The 6,320-nt window shown below is 60.2% G+C and carries 5 protein-coding genes; 3 read left to right on the forward strand and 2 right to left on the reverse strand.

Annotated features, from left to right (window positions below; translation table 11 throughout):
- Positions 1-34: 34 nt before the first annotated feature.
- Positions 35-1,480, forward strand: a complete 1,446-nt coding sequence (locus tag K0U62_09175; protein ID MCH9801683.1) for an alpha/beta hydrolase — start codon at positions 35-37, stop codon at positions 1,478-1,480.
- Between the two features lie 37 nt (positions 1,481-1,517).
- On the opposite strand, the gene K0U62_09180 is transcribed toward K0U62_09175, so the two are convergent.
- Both K0U62_09180 and K0U62_09185 read right to left on the reverse strand, forming a co-directional pair.
- The gene (locus K0U62_09180; GenBank protein MCH9801684.1) at positions 1,518-2,324 is read right to left on the reverse strand and encodes a hypothetical protein; all 807 of its coding nucleotides are present in this window, start codon (positions 2,322-2,324) and stop codon (positions 1,518-1,520) included.
- 187 nt (positions 2,325-2,511) lie between these two features.
- On the reverse strand, positions 2,512-3,156 hold the full coding sequence (locus K0U62_09185; GenBank protein MCH9801685.1) for a DUF2807 domain-containing protein: 645 nt from the start codon (positions 3,154-3,156) through the stop codon (positions 2,512-2,514).
- A gap of 235 nt (positions 3,157-3,391) precedes the next feature.
- Between K0U62_09185 and K0U62_09190 the strand changes: the two genes are divergently transcribed.
- Together K0U62_09190 and K0U62_09195 are read left to right on the forward strand one after the other, a co-directional pair.
- Complete coding sequence (locus K0U62_09190) at positions 3,392-4,477, forward strand: lytic polysaccharide monooxygenase (protein ID MCH9801686.1); 1,086 nt, start codon at positions 3,392-3,394, stop codon at positions 4,475-4,477.
- 240 nt (positions 4,478-4,717) lie between these two features.
- A partial coding sequence (locus K0U62_09195; GenBank protein MCH9801687.1) for a lytic polysaccharide monooxygenase occupies positions 4,718-6,320 on the forward strand: 1,603 nt, incomplete at its 3' end.

Here is a 6,320-nt window from a genome sequence, read left to right on the forward strand (position 1 = left end):
GCGCGCTCGACTGCTCCTATCAGGGGTGGCTGCTGTGGCGTTGCTGGTCGGCCTGCTGCCTGCTGTGGCCGGATCGGCCAATGCGGCGGACGAGCAAGGCACAATGGTCTGGACCGACTGCCCCAAGGAGCAGGCACCCACCCAGCAATGCGCCACGCTGGACGTGCCGTTGGACTATGATCGGCCCGGCCGCGGCACGGTAACCCTGGCGGTCGTCAGGGTCCCTGCGACCGGATCTGATCCGATTGGATCGCTGTTCTTCAACCCGGGTGGGCCAGGTGGTTCGGGAGTGGCGGCATTGGCCTATGAAGCAGGTCAGATGTCAGCGGAGATCCAGCAGCAGTACAACGTTGTATCTTGGGATCCGCGCGGGATCGGGGAGACCACACCGACGCTGAAGTCGTGTGACAGTCCATTTCCAGTGTTGCCAGCTACCGGCAAAGTGAACTGGACTAAGGCGTTGGATCGAACCAGTAAGCAACTCCGCAAAGCCAACCGAGCCTGTCAGCGGAAGAATTCTTCTTTCATCGACTATCTGGGGACGCGCAATGTGGTGCGCGATCTCGAACAGCTGCGCGCAGCAGTGGGAGACCAAAAACTGACGTATCACGGCGCCAGTTATGGCACCCGGATCGGCTATACCTACGCAGTTATGTTTCCCAAAAAAGTGCGAGCCATGGTCCTAGACGGCAACATCAACCCGTCGGGCAGCTACGCCAACTTGTCAGCGAGCGCTGTCGGCCCCGACTTGGCGTTGGACTTCGTGAAGAAATACGCGCCGGACGTGTTCCGAGATTTCAAGCGCGGCGATCGCATCTTGCGCGACGAAGCCATCACCGTGGCACCCGGGGTCAAGTTCACTCGCTGGGATTACCGTGAAATGACGACGAAACTGCTGGCAAAGAATGTCCAGATCAGTCAGATTCCGTTTCTGGCCCAAAAGGTGAAGGTGGCAGCTGCCGGTGGCGACGGCAGCCAGGCTGCCAAAGAGACGCTGGCGGGGCTGATTCCCACCAGTAACTCCAATGCCGGCGGTCCGTTTTCAGTGGTCAACTGCTTGGACTACGCCGATCGGCCGGGTGAGAGGCTGCAAGCCAACGCGGTCACAGATGCGGCATCACAAGGCCCCCTGGGTGGACAACTGGCGCTTAGCTACGCCCCTGGTTGTGTCGGACTGGATCTGCAACCTGAACCAGTGCCGGACATGTCCCGCGGTCGGTTGCGAGACAAGGTTGCCGATATTCCGGTGGTGATCTCCAACGCCACCAAAGACGTTTACACCCCCAAGTTTTGGGCCAAGCAGATGAAGAAGGCATTCAAAACGCAGACGTTTATCCAGCGGTATGGGACCCAGCATGTGATTTGGGGTGGCGACGATAGCTGCGTCAGCCAGCCGATTGATTCTTACGTGTTGACCGGCCAATTGCCATTCCCACGCACCTGCGCCTGGCCGGGAGTACTGCCCACGCCAGCGGCCTAGTTGTTCCGATGGGGGCTTGGTCTAGTACAGGGCCGATTCAGCCGCGTTGCGGCTTGGTCATGCCATCCCAAGCGCAAATCGCGTAACCGAAGGCTGCCGCGTAGGCGGCGTGCCTTTTGTCGACGCTCTCATTGGTTGTTCGCTTGACGGCTTGCAGCCCCTCCTTGCTCAGTGCAGCCGCAGCCGCCAGCGAGAAAGATTGATAGGTAGACATGATGCCGCTCTCGGGCAGGCGACTGGCTTTGATCTCCCGCTCCCGGGTGTAGTAGCCGATCAGCGCCATCAACTTGGCCGACCGAGTGGCCACTCGGTAGTTGGCGGGCAACCAGTCGGCTCGGGACATCGCCAGACCCAGCGAGTCCGCGTTGACTGTAGCCAGATCGAGTCGATCGAGCATCTCGCCCAAGTAGATTTCCTGGCTGGAGCCAGATCGCTTCTCGCCCAAGATCATGGACATAGCTGCGTCAAGGTCGCGTCGCTTGGTGAGCCGGAGCGAGGGGTAGTCAATGGCGGCTGCATCTTGGTAGGCCCGAAAAGCGGCAACAAACGCATCACCATGCGACTGCGGCACCAAGATGCGGTTGCTGCCCATGGTGACCACTCCAGTAATGATGCTGCGTCGCTCTAGTTTTGCCGACTCCACCTCTGCGTAGAGAGCGAGTTCGATTGGGTCACCGCCATAGTGCGGTGAGGCCATCACTCGGCGGTTACTGACGTGGAAAGTAGCTTCGACTGCTTCGTCGTTTCGCAGGATTTGGCCCTGGGTGGTGAGTACTAGGGATTCCTCGGGAGCGAGTACTGGCTCGGCGATCGTCCCGCCGAAGGTGAAGTCTTGGAGCGCCATTGCCGAAGTCCTCCTCGAGCCGACATAAATCGTCATAGAGAAGTTCGGCAATGCGTGTGGCGACCTTTAGCATTCGGCAGGCAAATTATGAACTTTTCCGGGTGGTTCGGACGAGCCGCCCGGGTTGCGAGGCAGTTGCGGTGACGAGCGCCTGTTACGGACCCGGTGGGTTGCTGATCGGTCCCAGTCAGTCGGAGAGATTGCTGCCGCTCTCAACCTTGACCTGAGCGGTATCGGCATCTCCGCGAACCTGCAGGTTGGATCCCGAGCGAAGCGAGCCGGTCACTGACGTAGCGGCAAAGATTTCCGCGTTAGAGCCCTGATCGAGGTCAACGGCGACTTTTTCAGCTCGCAGCGCGGCAGCGCTCAAGTTGGAGCCCTGGGCCAGTTTCACCGTGTAGGAGTTGATGTTTCCTGATGCTGTTATGGTCGATCCCTGATCAACGACTAGCGATTTCAGTTGTGGGATAGCCACCGTGACCGTGGGGCCCTCACCAACACCCACGTCTTCCTGCGAGATGCGCAGCACTTGGTCGGTGACCTTGGTGATCACCGTGCCGGTGAAGGTGTCCGGAGTCTTCACTCTGACGGATTGTTGCGTTCCCGACGCCACCGTCAGTTTCACGGCCATCCCGGTCGAGACTTCCACGCTATTGAATTGCTCAAGTTGCCTATTGTCGGAGCCAGTCTCGTTACCCGAATCAGTAGTCCCGCTAGTTGGCTGGCCGGATGTTTCCTGCTCGGAGTCAGTAGTGGTGTCAGAGCTGGAGCAGCCAGTGACTAGGGCCGCAGCCAGGGTCAATCCGATCATCGATCTAACGAGCAGGGTCACTTGGCGTCTCCCAGGAAAAGTCCGCGGATTCGTTCGGACCGCCAGTCTAGGAGACTGCCGGGCCGCAGGTGTGGCTGAGCAGGAGATCGGTCCGGTTCAGCGTATTGAGGTGAGCAGTCGGGTCATCGCCCGACTGGAGTGAATTTGAAAAAACTTGGAACCAGCACCCGAAGGATCCCGTCGCCTCTAGGAAGGCTCATTCTATGAGCGGTTGCGCCGACCCAAGGAGACCTGAGTGATGAAGAAGTTTGCAATCATGGCCACCACGACTGGACTCTGCGCTGGCTTAGTCGTAGCTGCGCCATCGCCAGCCTCCGCCCATGGCACATTGGACCTTCCGGCATCTCGCTTGCAGATGTGCCGATTTGTGGTGCCCAACCATCCAGTGTGTCAAGACGCGTGGAAAGCCAACGCACAATCGATCTGGGACTGGAATGGACTGCTCATTTCTGATGCGAATGGACGCCACCGACAGCTGATCCCGGATGGCGAACTATGTAGTGCCAATCGAGACGAGTACACCTTCTTCGATCGACCGGGCGATGATTGGCCGGCCACAAACCTAACCCCAGATAGCGACGGTAAATACACGCTGCGTTGGAACTCAACGGCGCCTCATAGCACCGCCTACTACCGGGTCTACGTCACTAAGCAGGGGTACAACCCGAACCAGCGACTGGCCTGGGGAGATTTGGATCTGGTCCATGACACCGGCGCACGCCCGCGTGAGTACACCACCACCATGCGGTTCAACCTCCCGGAGCGATCAGGTCGGCACATGATCTATGTGGCGTGGCAACGCAGCGACTCGTCGGAGGCGTTCTATTCCTGCTCGGATGTGCAGTTGAGTTCAGCTGGTTCACCGGAGCAGCCAGGGCCGGGATCACCAGAAAGTCCAGAGTCGCCCTACAACCCGGGCTCACCCGCCACTCCCGGAGCGCCGTACCAACCTGGTCAGCCGTACGCTCCTGGGGCACCGTACGTGCCGGGAGACTCCACCGGGGCGCCCTCGACTTCGCCGCCGCCGGCAGGTTCGGTGATCTATGCGCCAGGTCTACCCAAGGTCAAGGTGCGCAAGCGCCTGCGGGTGCGCATCAAATGGCAAGCGGCCGAGGGTGTGGATAAGTACCGCGTTCAGGTCAGTCGGGATGGTCGATCGAAGTGGCGCCCGGTAGCCAAGACCGACAAGAACCGGTGGGTCGGCAAGGTGAAGAAGGTTAAGCAGCCACGCCACCGCTACTTCCGGGTAGTGGCGATTAATCCCGCCGGAGAAAATCCCAGCAGTCCCGTCGTACGAGCGCGAGTCAAGGTGCGGCGCTAGTGGTGTGCGCCGGTCGGTGCCGGAGCCGGAGGTCACGCGACTGCAGTTGTAAGGAAATCGCATGGAACGCGACTGACGATGGCTCGGCATCAATCGAGGTAGCGGCTGGATTCGAGTTCGTGATTAATCCCACAGGGTTCACCCGATCGGATGTCTATTGATCACGGCGAGGCCCCGAAGTTCTTTTCAGGTGTTGGTAGTTGGGTCATCCCAAGTGATCCGCAAAGAGATGGAGAAATAGTGAAAACCTTGACGGCAACCTTTGCCGCCACTGCCCTGTCCCTCGGTCTGGTGAGTGCTGTCGCACCAACAGTCGCGCTGGCTCACGGCAGTATGGACAATCCGGCCTCCCGGGTCTACATGTGCAAGTTCGTGGCACCGGACGATCCAAAATGTCAGGAGGCTAACGAAGCCAACCCGCAGTCGTTGTACGACTGGATGGAGGTCAACATCGGTGATGCCAACGGGCGGCATCGCGAGTTGATCCCCGACGGGAAACTCTGTAGCGCAAATCGAGACAAGTACGCCGTTTTCGATGATCCGGGAACCGACTGGCGAGCCACTCCGCTGCAACCGGACGCCGATGGCAAATACACGATGACGTGGACATCAACTGCGCCACATGCCACTAAGTACTACCAAGTATTCCTTTCCAAGCAGGGCTACGACCCGCAGCAACCGCTGGCCTGGGACGACCTGGAATTGGTGCACGACAGTGGTGCATTGCCTGCCGAAAAACAGACCACCCTCCGCATGGAGTTACCACAACGCGAGGGTCGTCAGATGATCTACACCATTTGGCAGCGGAGCGATTCCCCGGAGGCGTTCTATTCCTGTTCGGATGTGGTGATGGGCGATGAGGCAGCCTCCGTCCCGGAGCCAACTCCCGTTGCGACTCCGACCGAGAGTCATGACCCCTCGCATTCACACGAGCCGATGCCGTCGATGAGCACGATGCCTCACTTCGGTGATGTGTCAACTGAGCTCGCCGTCGCTTCAGATTGGGGCAGCGGCTACTGTGCCGATGTCACGGTCAGTTCCGATGCCACAGAGCCAATCGACTGGCAGGTGCCAGTCACAACCGGTGGGCCAGTGTCATCTATCTGGAACGGCCAGGGAGATGTTGTCGATGGCGTTCTGCAGGCGAGTGGGGCATCGTGGAACGAAACTGTCGTCGCTGGATCGCCAACGTCGTTCGGGTTCTGCGCGAATCGGGTCAACTCTGGTTCCGATACTCCGTCGCTGCCCGTAAACGAGGAGCCGTCACAGGAGCCGAGCCAGGAGCCGTCGCAGGAGCCGAGCCAGGAGCCGAGCCAGGAGCCGAGCCAGGAGCCGAGCCAGGAGCCGTCGCAGGAGCCGAGCCAGGAGCCGTCGCAGGAGCCAAGCCAGGAGCCGAGCCAGGAGCCGTCGCAGGAGCCGTCGCAGGAGCCGACGCAGGAACCCACTGAGGAGCCAAGCCAGGAGCCGACGCAGGAACCGAGTCAAGAGCCCCAAACTGATGCCGAGGTCGCGGTGAAGATCACCAGTGATTGGCAGGCCGGATTCTGTGTTGATGCAAAGGTAACCACTGAGTCAGCGGATCCGGTGTCCTGGCAGGTCGCCTTCCAGTCCGGTGGGCAGATCACTTCGTCGTGGAGTGCGGAACTGGATAGCACGTCCGGTGAAGTCACTGCCCGTGGTCTCTCCTGGAACGACACGGTGAGGTCTGGTTCGCCCACTACCTTCGGTTACTGCGCCACCCGTACAGAATTGCCACCGACGCAGGAGCCGAGCCAGGAGCCGTCGCAGGAGCCGAGCCAGGAGCCGTCGCAGGAGCCGAGCCAGGAGCCGTCGCAGGAGCCGA

It is taken from the genome of Actinomycetes bacterium (genome assembly GCA_022599915.1).
GTDB lineage: Bacteria > Actinomycetota > Actinomycetes > S36-B12.

What these genes read in the sequence shown, in the direction of transcription:
- K0U62_09180 (MCH9801684.1), bottom strand. Translation starts at nt 2,324, where the DNA reads ATGGCGCTCCAAGACTTCACCTTCGGCGGGACGATCGCCGAGCCAGTA.